The sequence below is a fragment of the Anatilimnocola aquadivae genome (assembly GCF_049819085.1).
Classification (GTDB): Bacteria; Planctomycetota; Planctomycetia; order Pirellulales; family Pirellulaceae; genus Anatilimnocola.
Genome location: NZ_CP187419.1, coordinates 4,643,892 through 4,665,113 on the forward strand (window position 1 = coordinate 4,643,892; position 21,222 = coordinate 4,665,113).

At 56.8% G+C, this 21,222-nt stretch carries 18 protein-coding genes; 10 read left to right on the top strand and 8 right to left on the bottom strand.

Annotated elements, in window-relative coordinates; genetic code table 11:
- Nucleotides 1–158: 158 nt before the first annotated feature.
- Nucleotides 159–1,232, top strand: coding sequence for a ribonucleotide-diphosphate reductase subunit beta (locus NA78x_RS18320; protein ID WP_425613818.1), 1,074 nt, complete (start codon nt 159–161; stop codon nt 1,230–1,232).
- A 203-nt stretch (nt 1,233–1,435) separates the two neighbouring features.
- On the opposite strand, the gene NA78x_RS18325 is transcribed toward NA78x_RS18320, so the two are convergent.
- Genes NA78x_RS18325 through NA78x_RS18345 form a run of 5 tightly spaced genes read right to left on the bottom strand, consistent with a single transcriptional unit; the run spans nt 1,436 to nt 6,317 of the window.
- The gene (locus NA78x_RS18325) at nt 1,436–2,494 is read right to left on the bottom strand and encodes an alpha/beta hydrolase (protein ID WP_425613819.1); all 1,059 of its coding nucleotides are present in this window, start codon (nt 2,492–2,494) and stop codon (nt 1,436–1,438) included.
- A 60-nt stretch (nt 2,495–2,554) separates the two neighbouring features.
- Nucleotides 2,555–3,205, bottom strand: a complete 651-nt coding sequence (locus tag NA78x_RS18330) for a hypothetical protein (RefSeq protein ID WP_425613820.1) — start codon at nt 3,203–3,205, stop codon at nt 2,555–2,557.
- A 6-nt stretch (nt 3,206–3,211) separates the two neighbouring features.
- Entirely contained in the window at nt 3,212–4,141 is a 930-nt protein-coding gene (locus NA78x_RS18335; protein ID WP_425613821.1) for an STM4011 family radical SAM protein, read from the bottom strand.
- A complete protein-coding gene (locus NA78x_RS18340; RefSeq protein ID WP_425613822.1) occupies nt 4,132–5,463 on the bottom strand; it encodes an STM4012 family radical SAM protein in 1,332 nt (443 codons plus the stop codon). Before NA78x_RS18340 ends, NA78x_RS18335 begins: the two co-directional genes overlap by 10 nt.
- Entirely contained in the window at nt 5,460–6,317 is an 858-nt protein-coding gene (locus NA78x_RS18345; protein WP_425613823.1) for an STM4013/SEN3800 family hydrolase, read from the bottom strand. The genes NA78x_RS18340 and NA78x_RS18345 overlap by 4 nt, the downstream gene beginning before the upstream one ends.
- Before the next feature lie 126 nt (nt 6,318–6,443).
- Between NA78x_RS18345 and NA78x_RS18350 the strand changes: the two genes are divergently transcribed.
- Genes NA78x_RS18350 through NA78x_RS18365 form a run of 4 tightly spaced genes read left to right on the top strand, consistent with a single transcriptional unit; the run spans nt 6,444 to nt 10,146 of the window.
- Complete coding sequence (locus NA78x_RS18350; RefSeq protein ID WP_425613824.1) at nt 6,444–6,740, top strand: hypothetical protein; 297 nt, start codon at nt 6,444–6,446, stop codon at nt 6,738–6,740.
- A gap of 36 nt (nt 6,741–6,776) precedes the next feature.
- On the top strand, nt 6,777–7,733 hold the full coding sequence (locus tag NA78x_RS18355; protein WP_425613825.1) for a DUF6745 domain-containing protein: 957 nt from the start codon (nt 6,777–6,779) through the stop codon (nt 7,731–7,733).
- Nucleotides 7,734–7,751: 18 nt separating this feature from the next.
- Nucleotides 7,752–8,999: an STM4015 family protein gene (locus NA78x_RS18360; RefSeq protein WP_425613826.1), complete on the top strand. Its 1,248-nt coding sequence runs from the start codon at nt 7,752–7,754 to the stop codon at nt 8,997–8,999.
- Nucleotides 8,938–10,146, top strand: a complete 1,209-nt coding sequence (locus NA78x_RS18365; protein ID WP_425613827.1) for an STM4014 family protein — start codon at nt 8,938–8,940, stop codon at nt 10,144–10,146. Before NA78x_RS18360 ends, NA78x_RS18365 begins: the two co-directional genes overlap by 62 nt.
- A gap of 164 nt (nt 10,147–10,310) precedes the next feature.
- On the opposite strand, the gene NA78x_RS18370 is transcribed toward NA78x_RS18365, so the two are convergent.
- Together NA78x_RS18370 and NA78x_RS18375 are read right to left on the bottom strand one after the other, a co-directional pair.
- Complete coding sequence (locus tag NA78x_RS18370) at nt 10,311–10,787, bottom strand: hypothetical protein (RefSeq protein ID WP_425613828.1); 477 nt, start codon at nt 10,785–10,787, stop codon at nt 10,311–10,313.
- A gap of 528 nt (nt 10,788–11,315) precedes the next feature.
- The gene (locus NA78x_RS18375) at nt 11,316–12,170 is read right to left on the bottom strand and encodes a sensor histidine kinase (protein ID WP_425613829.1); all 855 of its coding nucleotides are present in this window, start codon (nt 12,168–12,170) and stop codon (nt 11,316–11,318) included.
- Nucleotides 12,171–12,401: 231 nt separating this feature from the next.
- Here NA78x_RS18375 and NA78x_RS18380 point away from each other — a divergent pair, with 231 nt between their 5' ends.
- On the top strand, nt 12,402–12,662 hold the full coding sequence (locus NA78x_RS18380) for a hypothetical protein (RefSeq protein WP_425613830.1): 261 nt from the start codon (nt 12,402–12,404) through the stop codon (nt 12,660–12,662).
- 182 nt (nt 12,663–12,844) lie between these two features.
- The gene (locus NA78x_RS18385; RefSeq protein ID WP_425613831.1) at nt 12,845–13,912 is read left to right on the top strand and encodes a phosphatidate phosphatase App1 family protein; all 1,068 of its coding nucleotides are present in this window, start codon (nt 12,845–12,847) and stop codon (nt 13,910–13,912) included.
- A gap of 57 nt (nt 13,913–13,969) precedes the next feature.
- Here the strand turns inward: NA78x_RS18385 and NA78x_RS18390 are convergent, their stop codons facing one another.
- On the bottom strand, nt 13,970–16,372 hold the full coding sequence (locus tag NA78x_RS18390; RefSeq protein ID WP_425613832.1) for an arylsulfatase: 2,403 nt from the start codon (nt 16,370–16,372) through the stop codon (nt 13,970–13,972).
- Here NA78x_RS18390 and NA78x_RS18395 point away from each other — a divergent pair.
- From NA78x_RS18395 to NA78x_RS18405, 3 genes are all read left to right on the top strand, one after another.
- Nucleotides 16,362–16,655 (top strand): hypothetical protein, encoded by a 294-nt coding sequence (locus NA78x_RS18395; protein ID WP_425613833.1) that lies wholly within the window; start codon nt 16,362–16,364, stop codon nt 16,653–16,655. The genes NA78x_RS18390 and NA78x_RS18395 overlap by 11 nt on opposite strands.
- A 1,043-nt stretch (nt 16,656–17,698) precedes the next feature.
- Complete coding sequence (locus NA78x_RS18400) at nt 17,699–18,703, top strand: AAA family ATPase (protein WP_425613834.1); 1,005 nt, start codon at nt 17,699–17,701, stop codon at nt 18,701–18,703.
- A 12-nt stretch (nt 18,704–18,715) separates the two neighbouring features.
- Nucleotides 18,716–21,205 (top strand): S8 family peptidase, encoded by a 2,490-nt coding sequence (locus tag NA78x_RS18405; protein WP_425613835.1) that lies wholly within the window; start codon nt 18,716–18,718, stop codon nt 21,203–21,205.
- Nucleotides 21,206–21,222 lie beyond the last annotated feature (17 nt).

Consider the following 21,222-nt stretch of genomic DNA (forward strand, 5'->3'; position numbering starts at 1 on the left):
CAACTGCCTTTTCCCGCTTTGTATTTTCCGCCCCCGCCCCTGCGGCGGGGGTTCAACGGCTTTTGCACTACTGATCGATCTTCTATTGCAAAAGCCAATCAACCCCCAGGGCTGGCCCGGGGGCGTTTCAGACAAATTAACACACTCAGAAAGCCGATATGTCTACCGTTTCCCCACTGAAAATGGATTCTCTGTCGTCAATGGCCAATGCCGCTAACAAGCGGCCCGATGCTCGCGAAAAGCGACTCATCAGCTGTCACCAAGTCGATGTGAATCAGCTAATGCCGCTCAAATACAACTGGGCCTGGGAGCACTACGTCAATGCGTGCGCCAACCACTGGATGCCCACCGAAGTCGCGATGAATAAAGACATCGAGACCTGGCGCAGCAGCAAGCTGACCGAAGATGAACGCCGCGTGATCCTCCGCAATCTTGGCTTTTTTGCCACGGCCGAAAGCCTCGTCGGCAACAACCTGGTCCTGGCCATCTTTCGCCATGTCACCAACGCCGAATGTCGGCAGTACCTGCTGCGCCAAGCCTTTGAAGAAGCCGTGCATACGCACACCTTCTTGTATGTCGTTGAAAGCCTTGGACTGAATGAAGGCGAAGTCTTCAACATGTACCACGAGGTTCCTGCCATCGCCAACAAAGACGATATGGAAATGGAACTCACGGCCGAGATTCTCGACCCGCACTTCACCACCGATACCTTCGAAGGAGCGCAGGCCTTTTTAAAGAACCTGATCGGCTACTACCTGATCATGGAAGGGATCTTCTTCTACACGGGCTTCGTGATGGTCCTGTCGTTCCATCGCCGCAATCTGATGACCGGCATCGGTGAGCAGTTTCAGTACATCCTGCGCGACGAGACGATCCATCTCAATTTCGGTATTGACCTGATCAACGGCATCCGGAACGAGAATCCGCACCTGTGGACTCCCGAATTCCAAGCTGCAATGATCGCCCGCGTTCGTCAGGCTGTGGAACTCGAAATTGCCTATGCCCGCGATGTGCTGCCGCGTGGGATCCTCGGCCTCAATGCCGACCTGTTCCGCGACTACGTGCAGTTCATCGCCGATCGTCGGCTCGAACGCATCGGACTGGCCACACAGTACGGCAGCTCAAACCCGTTCCCGTGGATGAGCGAAACGATCGACCTCTCGAAGGAAAAGAACTTCTTCGAGACCCGCGTCACGGAGTATCAGAGTGCATCGACGCTGAGCTGGGACTAGTCGCCACAGCCTCATCAGTGTCAACCAACTTGTTCAACAATCATGTCCATTGTTGAACAGCTATCCCCGGTAAAACCCGAGAATTACGCTAACTGATGTTCAACAATGGCCTCGCTTGTTGAACATCCCTCTTTTGCGGTTTGGCAGGAATGCCAGACTGCCAATCACTTCGCCGCGGCTCACCTTTCGATTCTCTGACTGCGTCACTTGGCTTCGTAGCCTTGCCACATCCAGACGAGGGTATCGGCGAGGGTGTGTTGAAAGACTTTGGCGTCGCAGTGCCGAGTGGCGCGGCTGAAGACGTAGCGATAGTCGTAGCCCTTGGCTTTGAGTGCGGCGGCGGTGCGTTCGTTGGCCATGACCCAGTTGTGATAGGTTTCTTCGGGATCCTTGGCGCGGTTATCGTTTTCGGAGACGTGCGTAAAGATGCGAAGCGGTTTCTTGTCGGCTGTTTCGATCAGCTTTTTGCCGGAGTGGTACTCCCAAGCGCCGAGAGGATACTCGGCCTCTTCGGGAGCATCGTCATCTTGCTGGTCGACAAAGGTTCCCGAGTAGGTAATCAGGCGACGAAACAGATCGGGGCGGAACCAGCCCATGGTCAAAGCGGCGGCGCCGCCGGAACTGCAGCCCATGGCGGCTTTGCCCCACGGGTCGTCGGTGAAGGCGATTTTTGGATAGGCCGCTTTAACGTCTTTGTTGGCGAGAACGGCAGGCAGCACTTCGTCGTTGATGAAGCGGGCATAGCGATCGGACATGGTGTCGTATTCGAGGCCGCGTTCGCTCCCCTTGCCATCGTTGCCGCCGTTTTCAACGCTAATGACGATGAAGGGCGGGAGCTTGCGATTTGGGTCTTTCGAGATTGTGAGATTGTCCAAGGCGTTGCGGACGAGATTGAGATTGCTCGGACCGTCCATCGTTACCAAGATCGGCGCCTTGGTTCCGTCTTGGTAGGCAGCGGGGACATAGACAAAAATCTTCCGCTCCTTGCGAACGGCCTTCTTGGGATCGAGGGTGGCATCGGTGCCGGGAAAGATCTTGCTGTCCGCCAGGCGCAAGGTGAATTCGAAGGACTTGCCCTTGGGGTTCCCTTTGTCGGCGAGATCGGGGTCGAGTTTGTAATCGGAGTCACCAACAACGACGTTGCCGTTTCCGAGGGCCGCTGGCTTGTCGGCTTTGTCCTGAGCAAAGGCATTGCTCAACGAGAGGCTACCGACGAGCAGACACAGACAACCACCAAACAAGAGGCTAGATCGAATTCGCATCGAAAATGTTACTCGCAGGAAGAGGATGAACGGCAATGATCAATGGTTAACGCTGTCTTGCTACAGGGCTGAGTATCGCTGAGCGGCAGCCTGCAGTGTAGCCAGGTCTGGCTGGGAGAGACCGTCGAGCCCGATTTCGATTCCGCAGGGATCTTCGACGAAGAGAGTCGTCAGGAACACGCAGGCAGCCAGATAGGAACCGGCGAGCGTGGGATGAGATTGGTCGCGATCGTAGAGCAGAGGTGTGGAATGCTCGGCCAAAAAGCGTTGCCAGACACGACCGACGGGAATCACTCGCGCGGCAAGTTCCTCGCCGATGCTTTCGTAGGCAGCTGTGATGGCCTGCTGCGTCTCGGGCGAATGTTGGCGGGCCCAGGTCATGTAGAGCACGGTCTGGGCGCCGGCACGTTGGATGACTTCGGCGAAGAGCCGAATGTTCTCGGCCATTCGCGTGGCGTTCTTCACCGGCAAGGTGCTTTGCTCCTGCAGAATGACGTAGTCGAATCCACCGGCCTCAATCGTCTTGGCCGCAGTGCCGGCATTCCAGTGCGTCCGCAAGGAAGCTCCGCCCGCGCTAATCAGGCTGTGTTCGATGCGCAGGTTGCGGGCACTGGCCAGTTGGGCCAGCAACTCGGGCAGGTTGTTTCGCTGCGTAAAGCTGTTGCCGATGAACAGCAGCTTCAGGGACTTGAGCGATTTTCGTTTGGCCACGGCGCGTCACCAATCTTGAGTGCTGAGAAGATCGCTGACGGTCAAGCGAATCTCGTCACGAGCGGAAGCGCTTGTTGCCAAGGGAATCGCGGGGATTCGCTCGAGGATTTGATCGCCAAACAGTTTGTCGTGTTCCAGTCGCGGGAGGTTCGCGTAGCCGATATAGCAATCGCAAATGCGGTTGGGACAGGCCCGCCTGGTGAGTGCCGATTGCCAGTCAGCGTTGTAGATATTGCCGATGATCGTACTGACGAAATGGCAGCGGCGGAGATTGCCATCGCCATCGATGGAGACGACCGTTTCGCCAGCTACACAGTCGGCACCCAGCGATGGATGGTTGGTCAGATTGAGACGAAATAAAGGGTCGACTCGCTCCAGCCGGGCGACTTGGTCGTCGGTGTAGTAATTGGGCAGGTTCTTGAACGCGTTGATCCACAGGTAGGTGTCGGCGGGAAGCTCGGCCCGCAAGGCTTCGATTTCGTCGAACGCAGTGTGCAATCCCACGACACCAGCGCTAAAGGAGATGCCGCGCGAGGTCAGTTCGTGGCATTGCAGGAGAAAGTCGGTACGCGAGATTTGCGTGGGATGATAGGTACACCAGAGCGCCACGCGCTGCGGGTTTGCCTGGTCGAGCCAGTCCAGCGAACACGAAAGGTTGGTCTGGATCACGACGCGAGATACGTGAGCAAGCTGGCTGAGGCGGACGAGAGCCTGTTGATACCAACGACGCGTGAGGCCCTCGCCCCAGGGCGTGAACAAGATGGAGAGCTGGCAGTCGGTTTGCTGTTCCACCCAAGCGACGAAGCGTGTCAGGCACTGCTGGTCGTGTTTCAATTGGGCTGCTGTTTCGTGCCGCTTGGCAAACGGGCAGTAGTCGCACTCGTAGTTGCAACTCGAAAGGGGGCCGCGATAAAGAATTCGCAGGTTCAACGCCATGCGTAGTCCTCCATGCGTTGCACGATCGATGGCGAGTAGAGCCATGGGCCGATGGCGTCGGAGCGTTCTAGTCCGGCCGCCGTGAGTTGCAAACGCTGGCCGGCGGACACTGCCAGGCCGTGGGCGATCAGTTCGTCGAGTTGAGGAAAGTCTTCGAGCACGTCGGAGCCAAATCGCTCGGTGTAACTCGAGCAATTCAACCCTTCGGCTTGCAACAGCGACATGATGAGCACGCGGCGGCGCTGCTCGTGCGAGCTGAGCTCAATACCGTACTCGACCTGCGAAAAGTCGGTGCTCGACTTGCCGATGTAGTTGGCCAGGATGCCCGCCACGTTGGCAGACTTGACGGCGTATTCTCGCGAGTAGTGCAGTCCGCGAGTGTAGGACCGAGCGCCGCAGCCTAGACCGACCATGCCGTCGTTCTGGCAGCAATAGGTGGGGCCGGTCGCAGCCGCGGAGGTATCGCGTGAGAACATGCGCATGGAGACTTGGGTGTAGCCAGCTTCGAGAAGTTGATCCCGTCCAGCGCGATAGAGTTGGAGTCGCCAGTCGTCCCATTGGCCCAGGCGGGAAAGGCCGGTAAGGGGCCGTATATAGAGCGGATACAGATAGATCTCTTCCGGGGCGAAGGCAATCGCTCGGTCGAGCGTGGCTGACCAGGAGGCAGCCGTCTGCGAGCTGGAGCCGTAGATCAAATCGAGATTGGTGATCGGAAAGCGGTATGCTGCGAGCAGCGTGAGGGCCTGTTCGACTTCTTCGCGCGCCTGAGGACGCCCGAGGGTTTGCAGGTCCCGCTCTTCAAAGCTTTGAATTCCCAAACTGAAGCGGGTGGTTCCCCGTTCACGCAAGAGCGACAGTTTTTCGGCGGTAAGCGTGGCTGGGGAACCTTCGCAGCTGAGCGGGACAGCGAGCCGAGCGGTTCCCGCTAAGCGTTCGATCAGGGTGAATAAGCGGTCAAGTTCGTCGATGGTCAGAAAAGTGGGAGTGCCACCGCCGATGGCCAGGCGGGTGAATCGAGGAGATACGAGTGAACTGTGGTGCGCCGCGGCCTCGCGTTCGAGCGCGTGCAAGTAGCGCGTGGTCAGCGAATCTTCAGGCTGTGACAGGGTGAACAAATTGCAGAAACCGCAGCGGTACTCGCAGAAGGGAATGTGAACATACAGAAACAGCGAATCGAGCGGCTCGCCTTGCCAGACGCGACTGAGCGGGATTGGTTCGGCGAACTGGCGATAAGCGGTCTTATGGGGATAGGCGTACGAATAGCCGACATAGGGCGAGCCGGTTAAGACTTCAGTCAAATTGGGGACCGAGGCAATGCTCATGAGCGATTGTCTTCAGGGCGGATTGCGGAGGGCCAAACAAATTCAGCGTAGGGGACGGTCCACACAGATTCGTGCGCCAGGCGATGGCCCGAGTAGCCGGACTCGCCATAAGCGGTTCCATGATCGCTTGTCAGAATACACAAAGCGGGAGCACGCTGCGCCAGTGCTTCGAACAGCGGTGGTAAATGTTGATCGACATAAGCGAGCGCTGCTGCTTGGGTAGCGGGCGAGTCAACTTGGGCCGGTGGAGCAAAAATGCAATTGGGCTGATGGAGGGCCGAAATATTGATGAACAAAAAGATGCGCTGCGCGGGGCTGATGGCTCGCAAGCGTTGGCAGGCGAGAGCCACTTGCCGCTCTGTCGAAACGGGGCTGGTGACTCCTAGCTCTTCGCTCCAATGACTCTCATGAAACAAACTCGGCAGCACGCTGCCGAGTGGACTCAACCGATTGAAGAAGCCGACCCCGCCAATACAAATCGTGTGATAGCCATGGCCTGTCAAACCGGCAACTACATTCGGTGCCTCAAACACAAAGGTCTCGTCACTCGTCGTTTCGCTGCCGGGAAAACGAGCCGCGAACAATCGCGGATGCCTGCCGGGCTTCGCGGGGGTGGGCAAAAAACCAGCGAAAAATGCTTGATGAGCTGCGTAGGTGAAACTTCCCGGCGAATGGCGCTTTTCCCAGGTTCCACCAGGAATCAGCTGTTTGAGAAAGGGAGTCTTGCCGGCCAGTGCCGCTTGTTCGGCTACGTCATAACGCAAGGTATCCAGGGTAATAAGAACAACATCATGAGATCCGATAAGTTCGCGGGCATTGATCATCGCTGTGCTCGGTGCTCGCCATTGTGCCATTCGATAACCATCGTGCAAGCTCGCAAAAAGAATTCGTGAACCACGTTGTAATTCCCAAAATGGGAACGATATAATCCCGGCTCCAATGCCCTATCACCAGAGGTCTGGTCTGCAGGAGTTTAGGCAATGCTCTTTCGACACGGTGATGTTCTCATCCAAAAAGTGGGCAAGATTCCGGCAACCAAAAAGCGATTGAAGCATCGCACGTTGGCCCATGGTGAACTCACGGGCCACAGCCATCAGATTCGTGAGAAGGATGCTACTTTGTGGCAAGCGGCGACTGAACTCTTTCTCGAAGTCCAGACCGACTTCGTAACGGTTGTTCATCAGGAGCATGCACCGATCGAGATCCCGCGAGGATTGTATCGCGTCTGGCGGCAGCGGGAATATACACCGGAACGAATCGTCATCGTCCGTGACTAAAAGGGTGGCGTGACCAACGACGTGAGGGACTAAGGCGTGGCGACAACGAGTAGCAAGTCACCGGCTGAAGCAGCCAAGCTGATCTTGTCCGGTGAGGGCAAGTCTGGCTGGGCGATTGACGGAAAATTGAATCTGGCTGGCAGCGGCAAGAAGCTGCGCAAGTTGCCAGCCAAGCTGAGCTGTTACGAGCTCGATGCGTCGCGCTCCGATCTTGAATCTGTCCCCGCAGACTTGAGCGTGGAGTGCGCATTGAATCTGGAAGGCTGCCGCAAACTCAAGTCTTTACCGGCCGGTTTGAAGGTTGGCACGCTCAACGTCGCGGGCTGCACATCGCTCAAGGAACTGCCGGAAGGACTCGATGTTTGGTTCTTGAATATCTCGGGTTGCCGGCAGTTGACCGGCTTTCCTCGCCGAGCGACGATCGCCCGCGGCAATCTCAATATCAACGGTTGCACGTCCATCACCGCCTTGCCCGACTACCTGACCGATCTGGGGACGCTGGATATCGGCAACTGCCCCGAGGTGAGCGAGCTTCCGGCGCGGCTGAATGTCTCGTCCTGGATTGAAGTTGCAGGCAGCGGGTTGACGGAACTGCCCGCCCGTATGAAGGGCGTGGGCATTCGCTGGCGGGGCGTGTTGATCGACGAGATCACGGCCTTTCATCCGGAGCAGCTCACGTCGAAGATCGTTCTTAAAGAGCGGAATGCCGAGCGGCGGCGCGTGATGATTGAGCGGATGGGCTTCGACCGGTTCATTCGTGATGCCGGGGCGAAAAAGCTTGATGCCGATCGAGATCCTGGCGGCGCGCGAGAATTGCTGCGGGTGCCCATGAAGGGGGACGAAGACATTGTGGTCTTGTCGTGCTCCTGTCCTTCCACGGCTCGTCACTATTTATTACGTGTTCCACCCGCCATGGCTTCCTGTCACCAGGCTGCGGCTTGGATGGCAGGTTTTGATGATCCCAAGTTGTATCGACCTATCAAAGAAACTTGAGCACTGGAGTGTGCCCGCATGAGCTTTCGAGAATTTGAATACGCCGACGGCAAGTCGTTCAAGTTTTGGAAAATCGAACAACAGGGAGGCGACCTCGTCACCCGCTACGGCCGAATTGGGTCCGCCGGGCAGGAAACGAAAAAGAACTACGGTTCGCCGGATGCCGCGATGAAGGCTTACGACAAGCTCGTTGCCGAAAAGACCGGCAAGGGATATGTCGAGAAGTCCGGTGGCGGCATGGCGGCAGCGAAACCAGTCAAGGCTGCTGCTGCGACCAAAGAAGAAGTTGCCTCTGCACCCGCGCCAATTTCATCGCTGCTATTCAGCACCACGCGCGATAGCAATTTTCAACACCTCACCAACTTCATTGGCGAGCGAGTGACCGACTATAAGGAAGGCAAGCCGCCCAAGGGCAAAGGCGTGTTTCGCATTCGGTGTCACTGCGAAGAAGATGAGGAGACACTTGAAGATTTTACGAAGCGGTTCCAAGCCTTTCTGGATAGTGAAGCCGCGCTAGGAACCATCGGCCTGGTAACCGGCCTGGAGGAAATGTACGGCGAATCGGGTGCCAACGCCTATACGATTCTCACCAAGAACGCAGACCGTTTGCCACAACTGCGGGCTTTGTTCCTGGGCGACATTTTGCAAGAAGAGCAGGAGATTTCCTGGATTCACCAGTCGGATGTTTCGCCAGTGCTCGCCGCCTTTCCCGAGTTGGAAGTGCTGCGCATTCGCGGCGCCACCGACCTGGCCATCAGCAAACCGCAGCATGCCAAGTTGCGGGCTCTGGCGATTGAATCGGGTGGGCTCTCGCCAGAAGTGGTTGCGCAGATCTGCCGCGGCAAGTTCCCGGAACTGGAGTATCTCGAACTCTGGCTTGGCACTCCAGATTACGGCGGCGATTGCCGCGTCAACGACCTGCAGCCGATCCTCAAAGGCAAGCTATTTCCGAAATTGACCTATCTTGGCTTTCGCAACTCACAAATTGCCGATGACATCGCGGCGGTGATTGTGAAGTCGCCGATTATGGATCAACTGGAGACGCTCGATCTATCGCTGGGAAATCTCAGCGACGAAGGAGCCAATGCCTTGCTGCAGCTGAAGGACAACAAAAAGCTAAAACGACTCGATCTGCATCATCACTACATCAGCAAGCCGGTTCAGAAGCTACTCAAACAACTGCCTTTTCCGGTGGACCTGGCCGATGCCAAAACGGTCGACGAAGATGATGAATGGTCAGGCCGGTTCATCTCCATCAGTGAATAAACAGCCGCCTCGCTGGCTCATCATCGGCAATCCCGAGAATCGGCGCGTGGGGCTCTTTCAACAAGCGCTCCACGCGTTAGGCCAACTGCCGGCCGAAGTGCTTGCCTACCGAGAACTGCTGCAAAACCGCTCGCTGCTGCCAGTCGTTCTAGCCCAAGCATCGCAGCATCGCAGTATCGTGCGGATTGAGTCGCCGGGTGAACATTCGCTCGTCGAGAAACTGCTTATCCAACGTGGTCAAAGCCAAGTAGGTTCAACATCCGATCCTACCGTCAAGGTCTTGCGCATCCGCGATGACCCCGGCCGCGTTCGCTACCCACGACTTTGGTTCGATGGCTTTTCTTCGTTGCTAAAGGAAATTGCTGCGGCTTTGAATCATCAGCCCGGGGTTCGGGTCCAAAGTCACCCGACGGCCATTCAAACGCTCTTCGACAAACGGGCTTGCCATCGACTGCTGCAGTCCGCTGGTGTTTCTGTGCCTCGAGTTTTGCCTCCCGTTCGCAGTTACGATGAACTGCGCGAGGCAATGCAGGCTCAGGGAATGAAGCGAGTCTTTGTTAAACTCGCGAGTGGGTCGGCGTCGTCCGGAGTTGTTGCCCTGTCCACAGTGAATGCCAGGCCTTTGGCAATCACATCGTTGGAACTCGCGCGTCGCCGAGGTGAGGCCCGCTTCTACAACAACCTGAAATTGTCTCGCTACACTCGCGACCAAGATCTGCGAGTCATTTGCGACTTCCTCTGCCGCGAAGGGGCTCATGTCGAAGAGTGGCTTCCCAAAGCCCAGCAGGCCGGTCGCAGCTTTGACTTGCGAGTCGTTACCATCGGCGGCAAGGCTGGCCACACCGTTGTTCGCACCAGTCGTTCGCCCATTACCAATCTGCATCTGGGGAATCGCCGCGGCGATTGGTCGAGCCTGAAGCGGGCGATGGGCCGTCACTGGAAGATTGTGCCGGAAACCTGCGAACGGGCCGCTCAAGCATTTCCCCAGATGCTCACTGTGGGTTGGGATCTGCTGGTCGCGCCGGGTTTTCGCCGTGCGTATGTCCTGGAAGGAAACGCCTTCGGAGATCTGCTGCCCAACGTGTTATTTAAGGGCGAACCAACTTATGCTGCGACCATCCGCGCGGCGGGCCAGTTGCTCAAGTAAGTTGTGCTGCTCTTTTGGAAGAAGCAACACCGAGAATACAAAGCTCGGCGGCCTCGCGTTCCCTGCGAGGCCCCTCAGAGCAATGGTGATTCTGGCGATGTGGTGAAAAGTTCCTGGTCGAAACCGGGTACAGCCACATCAGCCGCGATCAACGATCGGGCAGGTTAGCGGTAGCGGCGGCAGCAGTACCACATGCCGTTCGCACCTTGGGCGTAGCCTACGTCCACCGTGGCCATGCCGCTATTAGCGTAGCAGCAGGAGTTGTAGGCGGCCTGTGGCGATCCTGCCATTCCGCAGCCTTCGTAGCCTGGGTTTCCGCCCCAATGTCCGACGCGACCGCAGGAGGCCATGATATTGGCGACACCCTGAGCCGTCGACGTGCTGAGCGAAGTAGAGGCAGCTCGCGTGGTGGTCGTGCTAGCCGAGACAGGGGTGGCGCGCACGGCCTGAGTGGTGGAAGCGGCAGGAGCAGGCTTGGCCACAGTTGCGGCCGGCACTGGTTTCGCAACAGACGTGGTTACAGGGGCGACGTAAGTAGGCTGTGCGTAGTTCATATTGCCGTTCGAGCGAGACCGACGGGCCTCAGCGGTATTGGCAACCAACAGCAACAACGCGCACAACAAAAAAGCAATCCGTTTCATTCAATCGACTCCATCTAAAGAACAAATCAAAAAACCAACCTTGATCGGGGTTACATGACGTCGCTCCTTCTGTAGGTGGAATGTGGGCAGGCCGTCGCCAGCACGCGATGACGCGAGTTGGGTTGAGTTCCTGCGCGGCATCGCCTGCTGCAACAATGCCGTGGTTCATCTCGATGCGACCGCAGCGCGGTGCAACGTCGAGTGAAGTGAGTGCACGACCCGCGTAGGGCCGCTAGGGTAGGTTGGTGATACTGGCAGGCAGATATCGACTGGTCACCATTCCGCATGCCGACATCAGACGGCGGGACCATTTTCCAAGTGGAACGTCCCGTGCGGAATTACCAAGCATCCCTGCGAGGTACAAAGAGGGCCACCTTGCCCCCGCGAGTTGGCAGTTGGTGTCCCGTTCGGGACAGCCAATGCGTCAACTGCGGGCTTCAATGTAGCGACGGCCAGCAACGAGAAAAGGCGGCCTTGACAACGTGAGATGCTATCAGTGCGAGACTCGCCCGCTGCAGCGAGATGCAACTAGCGAGCGACGGGTGCCGAACTAAGTGGTGACGTCACGGGCGCGATGGCCGGAGCAGGCTCAGTGGCCGCGGGAGCAACGGCGGGCGCGACGGGCAGCTTGATGGTAATGGCCGTTCCTTTGCCGACGGTGCTCTCGACGCGGATGCGGCCGCGGTGCGCTTCGACGATGCGCTTGCAAGCCGAGAGGCCGAGTCCCGTGCCACCTTGGCCCGATTCGTCAGGGCCAGACTTGGTGGTAAAGAAGGGATCGAAGATCTGCCGGAGCTTGTCGGTTGGGATGCCGGCGCCGGTATCGCGCACGGTCAGGTCGACGGTGTTGTGCGTTAGGTCGTGTTCCACGCGCAGGATCAATTGCCCGCCGCCCGACATTGCCTGACGAGCATTGATAATGAGATTGAGCAGGATCTGTTGAATCTGATTGCCGACGGCCCACGCTGGGGGGGCGTTGCCAAGTTGCAGCTCGACAGCGATCCGGTATTTGTTCAGGTCGCGATCGAGCAGGATGAGCGTCTCGTCGATCAGTTTGGCCAAGTCGGTCGGCGCGAAGGAAGTCGAGCGATTGCGGGCAACACCGAGCACGCTGCCCGTGATCTTCGCGGCACGCTGCGCAGCGTTGAAGATTTTTTCGAGAGCCTTGTCGCGCGTGGGCTCATCCTTGTGACGCATGCCCATCTTCGCGTAGTTAAGCACCGTCATCAAAATGTTGTTGAACTCGTGGGTCGTGGTGCCCATGAGTTCGCCAAGCGATGTCAGCTTTTGTGCTTGCAGCAGTTGCTCTTCGAGGTTGGCTAGTTGCCGCTCGAGTTCGACAATTCGGTCCTGTGCCGCACGGTCCGCTAGCGATCCAGCCATGTTGCCGCCATTCTCCCTGTTTGCCATCGCTTGCTCGTTTCGACTGACCAACCCAACTCGCCTCGTCCGCCCCAACACACCCATTTAGCCCAGTAACGACCTAACTACAGTGCTGGGAGATACATAGTCACGAATCTGTTATCGTCGAATCGAACTGGTCGGCATGAAGAGTCCCCGGTACAATCGGCCACGAAGCAGATTGCCAGCAATTTGGCTGCAAGGAGGCAGCGTATGCATACCGTCGAAATGCGAGAACGAATGATTCGGGTCGCCGAAGAATTGGGCTACTCCGTGCGTCAGGAATGGCTCGGTGGTGCTGGGGGCGGCTTGTGCGAATTCGGCGGTCGCCGGCACATCTTTCTCGATCTGGCGCTATCGGCCGTCGAGCAACTCGATCAACTGGCCGCAGCCCTGCAGCAAGACCCAGCGATTCACTCGCTACGGCTCCCCGCCCCGTTGCAACCGCTGCTGGGGATTCGCCGCGCGGCGTAGACCCAATCCGCTGCGAGATTCCAATCCGCAGACAACCTCTCCCGATGAAGATTTGGCAAAGCTCGGATTGTTCCAGCGATGCGAAGTGAAATGATGTCAGACTACTAATCTTGACATTGTGTCACCCCCAAGTTCTAGTCAAGGCAATCTAGGGAAGGTGTCTCGAGGACGGATATGCAGTGGTGCTTTCCAGCGTGTTAACCCGGCGAACCGATTCGCTGACGAACCTACAGGCCGACGAGCAAGTCGTTCTGTTTCCTACGATCGGCTATCGCAGCGCCGACGGTCGGGGTTGGCATGTCCAAGTACACGGCGATGTCTTCTCACAAGGCCCGGTCGGCCTCGGCAAGCGGTTCCTACTCACCATGCTGCAGCGGGTGATGAAGGCCCCGAAAGATGCCTTTCAATCGGACCTATTTCGCTTTCGAATCCAACGATTCCTAGCCAAAGACGAAGCCGGCAAGCGGATCGCAGTGAAGGTCGGGGAGCATATCTATGCCCTGCCCAAGCGAACGCGACCGAATGGCCATTTTCTCGGCACCCTCCGAATCGCAGAACATGAATTGGCTCCGTTCACGGTTTCGCTGTCCCCCACGCAGCGGCAAGTCTCGCTGGACGTGTGCGATGCCCAAGGCGATACACTCGGCCTGACCGGGCACGCTCATTTGCTCGAGCCCGAAGGGGTTTCGATCATCTCCGATATTGACGACACGATCAAACATTCGAACGTGATCTGTCGGCGGACGTTGCTCACCAATACGTTTTTGAAAGAGTTCGAGCCCATCGTCGGCATGGCCCAGTTGTTTCAAGCCTGGGAATCGCAGGGCGCGGCATTTCATTACGTTTCGTCTTGCCCCTGGCAACTCTATCAACACTTGCAGGCGCTGTTTGGTGCCTCGGGCTTTCCGACCGGATCGTTCCACCTGCGAGCCTTCCGCCTGCGCGACCATTTGCTCCGCAAACTGCTGCTTCGCAAGTCCGGCAAAGCGATGGCCATTCATTCGCTGCTCAAGTTGTTTCCCAAGCGGCGGTTCGTGCTGGTGGGCGATAACGTCGAAGCGGACCCCGAGATTTATGGCGCTGCTGCCCGGCACTTTCCGAATCAGGTGCAGCAGATTTTCATCCGCTCGCTGGCGATTCCGCGGAACAACCCGGCCCGCTATGCGGCCGCCTTCCGCGGCCTGCGCCCCGGCCTCGTCCGAATGTTTACAAGCGCCAGCGACATCGCCCACGAACTGCCCGGGCGGTAATATTTGCTCTCGTCGAGTAGATCACCGAACGGAAACCTCCGCTCGCTGCGCCCTAAATCACTTCAGCTCAATCGTCACTTTGGCAATCTTGCCGTTAAAACGGTTGTTTCCCTCTTCGTAGTCGTCAGTGACCGGTGTTTCGCCATCCAGGCCTACGTCGGCCCCTTCGTCGGCCGAAAACATGTTTGGCTGCGTACGCTCGATGCGACCTTCCGCGACTTTTTCGTCGTTCACAAAGATCGTACCAATGCCACCTTTGCCGAGACCACCGCCGTCGTACTTGAACTCGTAGCGGATCGTTGCCTTGCCTTCGGGCAAGGGCTTGGTGGACGCAACTTTTGAAGAGCTGAGGCCCAGAAAGTTATAGGTGTAGGTGGGCTTGCCGTCCTTCACATACAGGCTCCAGCCGCCAAAACGGCCGGCCTGCGAAATCAACACGCCCTGCGCACCTCCCTTGGGGATTGTCACGTTTGCCGTGATGCTGTGTGACCGATTCTTGGTATTGATGAAGACGTTCTCGGTCATGCCGATCATCCCCTCAAACACCGTTAGCGAGGTGCGACCAGCCATCAGATCGGGTCGTCCCACAAGAGCTGCGTTTAATCGCTCGACCACGCGATCATCCAGCGGCAACACTTGATATTTGATCGCTTCCTGCAGGAACAACTCCTGCAACTCTTTGAGCTTATCGGGATGCTTGGCTGCCAGATCGTTGGCGGAACTGAAATCTTCATCGACGTGGTACAGCTCCCATTTGTCTTCCAGCAGCGGGCGTCGAGGCTGATACTCCCAGGCAGCGCGGTGAACGGTATGGGCCAGCCAGCCGTCGTGGTAGATGCCGCGATTGCCGAAGATTTCGAAGTACTGCGTCTTGTGACGGTCCTTGGCTTTAGCGTCGGCAAACGTGTAGACCATGCTCACGCCTTCAATGGGCGACTGCACGGTACCGTTTACGGAGGTCGGCTCCGGCAAACCTGCTGCCTCGAGGATCGTCGGCGCGATATCAATCACGTGATGCCATTGCGAGCGAAGTTCGCCCTTAGCCTCGATTCCCTTGGGCCAGTGCACAACCAGTGGATTGCGCGTGCCGCCGTAACTGCCGGCGACTTGCTTGGTCCAGGTAAACGGTGCATCGCCAGCGACCGCCCAACCGGCCGCGTAGTGAGGATACGATTTGGGGCCACCGAGATCGTCGTAGTGCTTCAGGATCTCGGGAACCGTTTCAGGGACGCCATTGAAGTAGGTCATTTCGTTGAACAGCCCGTTCATCGTGCCTTCGGCACTCGCGCCGTTATCGCCCGCTTGATAAAAGATAAGCGTGTTGTCGAGTTGGCCGAGGTCTTCAATCGCCTGAATCAGCCGGCCGATTTCGTAATCCGCGTACTCGCCGTAGCCGGCAAACACTTCCATCTGGCGGGCGAACAGTTTTTTCTCCTCAGCAGATAGTGTGTCCCAGTCTTTGATGGCTGCCGGTTTAGGCGCGAGCTTCGTTCCTGCGGGAACGACACCCAGTTTGATCTGACGGGCCAGCGTTTCCTCGCGCAGTTTGTCCCAGCCCTGGTCAAACTTTCCCTGGTACTTGGCGATCCATTCCTTCGGCGCGTGATGGGGCGCGTGAGTGGCTCCGGGGGCAAAGTAGGTAAAGAAGGGCTTGTCCGGTGTGAGCGACTTTTGCGCACTCGTCCATTTGATCGCCTGGTTCGTCATGTCGTTCATGAAGTGATAGTTCGGATCGCGAGGGATCTCGACGCGGCTCATGTCTTCGTAAATGGCCGGTGCCCATTGGTTGGTTTCACCACCAATGAAGCCGTAGAACTTGTCGAAGCCCGAGCGGGTTGGCCAGCGGTCGGTGGGCCCCGAAGGGCTGACTTCCCAAGCGGCCGTTTCGTGCGACTTGCCAAACGCCGCGGTGCTGTAGCCGTTCAGCCGTAACATTTCCGCCAGAGGAGCGATGGCATTGGGGCGTTGGCCGGTCTGGCCTGGAAAGGCAGTGGCTGTCTCAGTGATCGAGCCCATGTTGCCCATGTGATGATTGCGACCACTTAGCAGTGCCGCGCGAGTTGGCGAGCACAGGGCCGTCGTGTGAAACTTGTTGTATCGCAGGCCACCTTTGGCCAGCCGTTCCAGGTTGGGCATGTGGACGGGTCCGCCAAACGCGCTGGCCTGACCGAAGCCCATATCGTCGATCAGCACGATGAGCACATTCGGTGCTTTAGCGGGTGCTTTGACCACAAAACGCGGAGGAGCCTTCGCATTACGGGCATCAAGGACCGTGCTGTGTGGAATCTTGGGCTCGGGAATGGGCAGGGTTGTGCGGTCGAGGTTATCTGCAGCTTTGTCCGCAGTGGCTGCGGGGGCCTGAGCCGTGGCCAATGGGGACTGAAGTCCCTTCAAGGCTAGTAACGCCATGACCAGGCAGCAGCCGCCCAGCAAAACTCGGGAATCGAAGGTGAGCTTCATTGCTTGCTCCAGAAGAGATCGCCGCAGAAAAGAGTCGCGAGTAGTGTTGCGTGCCGCTGAACAGCTTAGCAGCGCGGACGACAAACCCGGCCACCCCGCCGCTTCTGAACATTTCACCCCTCTGATAACCAGTTTTGATAACTTTTTGCGCGAAAAACATCGCGAATCGAATAGACGCAACCTGTTTTCTATAAATCATTTACGCCAGAATTATCCCTCAAATCACCCGTTTACTGATAACCGCTTGATCACCCCTTTTGCCCCTGTTCACTTCGCAGGCTGAACAGGCCCTAACCGGGTGGTTCTTCATGGCGGCAGGCCTCCTGGCCTGCGTTCCTTTCTCCCACGACAGCAGACCTCGAGATCCGCCGAACTCCCTTTTCGCCGTTGCCCAACCATGCCTGAACAGTCCCCATTCAGCCTCTCTGATAACCAGTTTTGATAACTTTTTGCGATAAAAATGAAATCACAATGATCGCCATAAGCCGTTATTAATAAGCCAGTTGCGATCACTCTAACTCTCAAATCACCAGTTTCCCGATAACCATTCGATCACCCCGTTCGCCCCTGTACACCTCACAACCCTGAACAGGCCCTAACCGGGTGGGTGTTCGTGGCGCCAGGCCTCCCGGCTTTCCCTGCTTCCTATCCGTGACAGCAGACTTCGTGATCTGCCGAGCTCCCTTTTCGCCGTTGCCCGACCGTGCCTGAACAGTCCTCGTTCAGCTTCCTTTGATAACCAGTTTTGATAACTTTTTGCGATAAAAATCAATTCACCGCGATCGCCATAAGCCGTTATTATTATTCCAGTTGCGATCAATCTAACTCTCAAATCACCCGTTTCCCGATAACCGTTTGACCACCCCTTTCGCCCCTGTTCACCCCACGGCCCTGAACAGGCCCTAACCGGGTGGGTACTCAGCCTCCGTGCCGGACTATCCTCCTATTGGTTAACCGAGCCGCTTGCGGCCGCAGAACCGCCGCGAATCCGCCAACTTCGCACTTCGCCCGCGCAAGCCCGTGGGTTATCCAGCGCCAACGCCTGACACCCAGGCAGACTGCTCCACGTGGTCATCACCTACCGACGACCTGCCCTTTGCTCGGCTCCTCCGTGGCTCCATAAACTTTAAAATATCCTTGACACTAAGTCAACAAATCGTAATAATAATCCACATGGCCTTTCGCCAGTGTCCAACTCGGTTTAAAGGAGCAGGCACGGACGGCTTGGGAGACCTGCAAGTTTCGACTGACTTAAACCATGAGTTTCAGTAAGATGATGGGCAGTTGCTCCAACATCGAAGACGGTAAGACAAATTGAAGTAAGAAATGGCGACGGCGGAACAAGTTAAAGCACTGCTTAGGAGCTACGGCGAGGGGAATGGCGAGCATTTTGCTTCCGTAGCCCTGCAAATCGCCGCCGATGCCGCGCGTGGCGGTAAAGGGCAACTTGCCCAACAACTGCGCACCCTCGTTGACGACATCAAGCGAAAGCAGGCCGCCGGGAAAGTTGGCGGTGCCGTTCCAATTGCTCGCCCCGTTGGCGAATTAGGGGCCCTGCTTGTCGCCTCCTACCCGCAGACCCGATTATCGGAAATGGTACTGAGTCATGAGACAGAATTAGCCTTGAAGCGCGTGCTGCATGAGTACCGCAGTCAATCGCGTCTCCGCGAACATGGATACTCGGCCCGACGAAAGCTACTGCTTGTTGGACCATCTGGATGCGGAAAAACGATGACGGCCTCGGCGCTGGCAGGCGAACTCAAGCTACCGTTGTTTTCAGTCCAACTGCACGGTCTGATCACGAAGTTCATGGGCGAAACGGCAGCCAAGTTGCGAATGATCTTCGATGCGATGGTAGAGACGCAAGGTGTCTACTTTTATGACGAGTTTGACGCGATTGGAGCGGATCGAGGCGCGAAGAACGACGTCGGCGAGATCCGTCGGATCTTAAATTCGTTCCTGCAATTTTTGGAACAAGATGATTCGGACAGCATCGTGATTGCCGCCACAAACTACGAGGCGATGCTCGACGACGCACTTTTTCGCCGCTTCGATGACGTTATACGTTACTCTCGACCTGACCCAGAGCAAATTGCGACTTTGATTCGCAATCGTCTACGCATTTTTCTTGGTTCCCGCCCTGCCTGGACGAAAATCCGCGAGGCGGCGGACGGGTTGAGTCATGCCGAAATCGCCAGGGCGTGCGACGATGCTGCCAAGCATTGCATCCTTCAAGAACGTAACGAAGTGAAGTCTGGTGAACTCATTGCGATGTTGCACGATCGACGACGAATTGAGCGAGCAGCCGACTCCGACGATGGCCAGCAATAAAGTGAATTGTTCATGGATCAACGATCTCACCTCTTCCCGCACGAAACCGGAACGGTAGAGTCATATACATATCCAAAGCAAGTTTCGTCGTCAGAATTTCGCACGCCGCCTCGGGATCGAGTGCCGCATAGCAAGTCCCTCATTTCGCAGATACAGTCGGCCGAGCAAAAGGCGCAAATCCAATTGGCCGCAAACCCTACGGCTGAGAAGCCAAAGGGAATTGTTCTCGACTTTCAGAGCGACCCGACGTTCAAGCTGCAGCTGAAGAGTCTTGAGCGGGACAGGAGTGGAATCGAACTGCGAAACTCACGAGTTGATTCACTTGGCGTTATGCACGCTACCGTGTTTATTCCCGAAGGCAAAGTTGGCCTGTTTGTCGGAAAGTTTGAAGCCTTTGCGAATGAGGATAAGGATACACCCGCAGGAAAGCCAAAAAACAATGACCTAGTCTCGAGCATTGGTCAAATCCAGTTGGCAGTACTCGATTCATTTTGGACGGATACCGGCGAGTTTCCGTCACGTCACGACCAGTCCATTTGGTGGGAATTCTGGCTGAACACACTTCCCGGACCTCGCGACGTGGTGGATGTGTTTCGATCCCGCGCTCAGGCCGCGGGGGTTTTGGTTTCGCAGCGTGCATTGCGGTTTCCGGATCGCCGCGTGGTGCTTGCACGAGCCACGATCTCGCAGCTACTCGCAATCGAGAATCTGTTTGACTTATTGGCCGAGCTACGATTAGCAAAGATTCTTACCAGCGAATTTGTCGAACTGCCACCTCGCGATCAAGCGGATGTTGTTCAGGATTCGCTGTCGCGCATTCAACCGCCGCCAGCCAATGCGCCGTCGATTTGCCATCTGGATACAGGCATCAATCGAGGGCATCCGCTACTTGCCTTGGCACTTGCGGAAGAGCATTTGCTGTCGGTTGACCCAGCTTGGCCTGGGAATGATGGTCATCCCCAACAACATGGCACGGGCATGGCCGGGCTAGCTCTCTACGGTTGTCTGTCTGACCTATTCAACAGCACAATTCCAATTTCCCTCCAACACCGCCTTGAGTCTGTGAGAATTCTGCCCAGCCTCGGAAAACACGATCCGGACTTGTATGGCGAAGTTACTACCCAAGCGGTCTATCGGATTGAGATTGCAGCTCCTGAGACGATTCAACGCGCTTTTGCCTTGACCGTCACGGCAGACTGTCGCGACGAAGGTTATCCATCATCATGGTCGGCCGCAATCGACCAGGTCTCGTCAGGCGCTGATGAGGAGAGCCGACGTTCGAGACTGCTCATCGTTAGCGCTGGCAACACATCTGCTGCGGGTCGGCATCGGTATCCTGATCATAATCACACGCAAGGCATCGAAGACCCAGCTCAGGCATGGAATGCCCTTGCCGTTGGGGCATATACCGAGAAGGCAACAATTCGAACGGAAGCATATAGCGACTGGAAGCCGGTTGCCAACGCGGGCCAAATCAGCCCTGCTAGTCGCACATCCGTGGTTTGGCAGGATCGAACATGGCCAATCAAGCCGGACATTGTTATGGAAGGCGGCAATCAGGCAATCGATCCGACTACTGGCGAGGCAGATTACGTTGATGACCTCATGCTGCTGACGACACGAACAAGCCCGACTGGGGCATTGCTTACCGCGACAGGGGACACGAGTGCAGCGACCGCGCTGGCAGCTCGATACGCGGCGATTATCTGGTCGAAGTATCCAGCTCTGACACCGGAATCGGTGCGGGGGATGCTGGTGCACTCGGCGCGCTGGACTGATCCGATGCTTGCAGAATTCCCGGACAATAAGCGTCACAATCGGCTTCGCGTCTACGGCTACGGTGTCCCTGATTTGAACATCGCCCTCTGGAGTGCCGGTAACAACGCTACGCTGATAATTCAGGATTCACTCCAACCGTATGACCAAACGACTGATGTAAAGGGACGAAAAAAAATCAAAACCAAGGATATGCAATTGCATCGCTTGCCTTGGCCAAAAGACGTGCTGGAACAGTTGGGCGGCGAATCCATTCGCCTTCGAGTGACTCTGTCGTATTTTGTTGAACCAAGTCCCGGAAGACGAGGCTGGACTCGCAAGCACCGCTATCAATCGCACGGACTTCGCTTCGAAATTATGCGACCGACTGAAACGGAAACTGAGTTCCTTAAGAGAATTACCAGATCCGCTTGGGATGAAGACGAAGGAGTCGTTAGTTCCGGAACAGACGATCGTGCTTGGACAATCGGCTCAAACTTGCGGTGCAAGGGCTCAGTCCACTCTGACGTCTGGACCGGAACTGCTGCCCAACTTGCAGCTTCTGGGACGTTGGCTGTCTATCCAGTGACTGGCTGGTGGAAGGAGCGGCCAACTTTGCAGCGCTGGAATCAAGTCGCAAAATACTCGCTGATTCTCTCATTGGAAACTGATGCAACTCAAGCCGACTTGTATACGCCGATCGCAAACCAGATCGGAATACCCGTTCCGGTAGCGACACCGACATAAGCTCCGTAGCAATCGTA